Consider the following 1,925-nt stretch of genomic DNA (forward strand, 5'->3'; position numbering starts at 1 on the left):
AAATGTGCTGCGGGCGTACGCCGATGGCCACTTTACTTGATGGAAAACGGATCTGGGCAGAAAAGAATCTGAACCAGATGTAATCTGACAGACACCTGTATAAATAATCGGTAACTGTCAGATCAGGTCTGAGCTAGTACACTTTTTATTATCGAGTTCGGTGACCGCCTTGACGGTCACTTCTGAGGAAAGGCATTTACACAAAATCTTAAACAGGCTCGAATTTCCTTTTACTCTTCAGCAACAACCTACAGCGGCGCGTGTGTCAGCAGTGCCGATGCTGACAATGTGGTCCCCGGTAACGGTTGTGCACGCCGCACTTTAAAGGTATCCATCGCCAAAATCAGTTACCTTGATTGATCCTCCAGCGAACGGGTTGCCATCGTCGCTTCCTCTACCAGCGATGCATTTTGCTGTACAACCACTTCCATCTGTGTAACCGCAATATTTACCTGATCGATACCGTGGCTCTGTTCCTGGGATGCCTGAGCGATTTCCTTCATCAACGTGTTAACATTAATAATCTGCGTTGAAATGGCAGACATGGTTTCACTTGCCTGAGCCGTCAGGGTTGACCCTTCGCTGACGCGCGTATTGGAGTCCACGATCAGCGCATGAATCTCTTTTGACGCTTGCGCGCTGCGCTGTGCAAGCGTTCTTACTTCGTTGGTCACTACCGCAAAACCACGCCCTTGTTCACCTGCACACGCGGCTTCCACCGCTGCGTTCAACGCCAGTATGTTGGTTTGGAACGCAATGCCGTCAGGTAAATTAAAATATCAAGATATTGATATTAAATAAAATAATATTAATTAATATTTAATATACCCGATTAAGTACCCGCATTGATTTACACCTCATGTACGATTCTTTTTCGGGGATTGAAACCTGCTAATCACTCGCAAGCATTTATAGCCGATTCTAACACTTTCTCGTAGCCAATGCGCTGGTGACGTTCCGCACGTAGCGCCCGCATCTGCTGATCGATAGGTGCACCGATTTTTAACTGGTCTACAGCGAAAGCCGGTTTTGATACCTCGGCAGTTTTACACACTATCGGCACGGGTACTTTCACTTCGACATAAACCGGATCCGGATGTGGGGTTTTACCACAACCCGCCAGCACCAAAACACCCACCAGAATTACGCGATTCATTTCGAACGCTCCCGCCGTAGCTCATCATCAAACGCCGCTGACGCAGCCGCGCATGCTTCACCCATGGTTTGTTCAGACAGAACGGCATTCGCAGCGGCATACTCCGTTTGTGCCGATTTGCGGGCTTCCTCTTGTTTTGCTTTTGCACTGGCTTCTCGCAGGTCGGCTAAAAGTTTTAATGCCGCCACGCCGTTGTTTTGGGCTGATATCGCCGCATCCTGCTGGTGCTTCTCCGTTTTGCAGGTTGTCAGCAGCCCATTGAGGTTATCAATGGTGGGTTGGTAGTGGCGCGCCGCCAGCCAGGCACCCGCGCCGACGATGGACGCCAGCGCTAACAGGAAAACAACAAGTCGCGTAGCCGTGTTCATTTATCCAGCCCCCAGCAGGTTAATTCAGATTCCTGCTCGCGCCGTTCAATCTGCCCGTAACAGTTGTTTGAGCGGATACGGCAATCTTTGCCACCGTCCCAAATCCAGCGCTTAATTTCTTTACAGGCACCAATCAGATCGCCTGCATTTAATTTGCGGTAGAACGTTGAGGTGAAGCAGTTAGCCGGGCCGATATTCCAAGGACAAAATGAGGCAATGCCGACTTTCTGAGGTTCGTTGAGCGGCACGCTAACGTTGCGCTCCACCCAATCGAGCGCCTTTTTCTGCTCTATGGCATCAACTTTTGCGCACTGCTCAGCGGTCAGCTTCATGCCCTTCACTACTGGCTTGCCATCTACCCGCGTTACACCACCGCAAATCGTCCATACACCACCACCATC

The 1,925-nt window shown here is 50.2% G+C and carries 3 protein-coding genes and 1 pseudogene; all 4 read right to left on the minus strand.

The window, feature by feature from the left end; all coding sequences use genetic code 11:
• Positions 1–347 precede the first annotated feature (347 nt).
• A pseudogene (locus QZ506_RS17215) lies at positions 348–764 on the minus strand (methyl-accepting chemotaxis protein); the annotation flags it as partial.
• A 131-nt stretch (positions 765–895) separates the two neighbouring features.
• Positions 896–1,156, minus strand: coding sequence for a hypothetical protein (locus QZ506_RS17220; RefSeq protein ID WP_291972877.1), 261 nt, complete (start codon positions 1,154–1,156; stop codon positions 896–898).
• Entirely contained in the window at positions 1,153–1,524 is a 372-nt protein-coding gene (locus QZ506_RS17225; RefSeq protein ID WP_291972878.1) for a hypothetical protein, read from the minus strand. Before QZ506_RS17225 ends, QZ506_RS17220 begins: the two co-directional genes overlap by 4 nt.
• A partial coding sequence (locus QZ506_RS17230) for a lysozyme (protein WP_291972879.1) occupies positions 1,521–1,925 on the minus strand: 405 nt, incomplete at its 5' end. The genes QZ506_RS17230 and QZ506_RS17225, both read right to left, overlap by 4 nt.

Source organism: Candidatus Symbiopectobacterium sp. (assembly GCF_020054415.1).
Classification (GTDB): domain Bacteria; phylum Pseudomonadota; class Gammaproteobacteria; order Enterobacterales; family Enterobacteriaceae; genus Symbiopectobacterium.

Bases quoted from the DNA above. Each gene is read 5' to 3' on its own strand.
- QZ506_RS17220 (WP_291972877.1), bottom strand. From the start codon at position 1,156: ATGAATCGCGTAATTCTGGTGGGTGTTTTGGTGCTGGCGGGTTGTGGT.
- QZ506_RS17225 (WP_291972878.1), bottom strand. From the start codon at position 1,524: ATGAACACGGCTACGCGACTTGTTGTTTTCCTGTTAGCGCTGGCGTCC.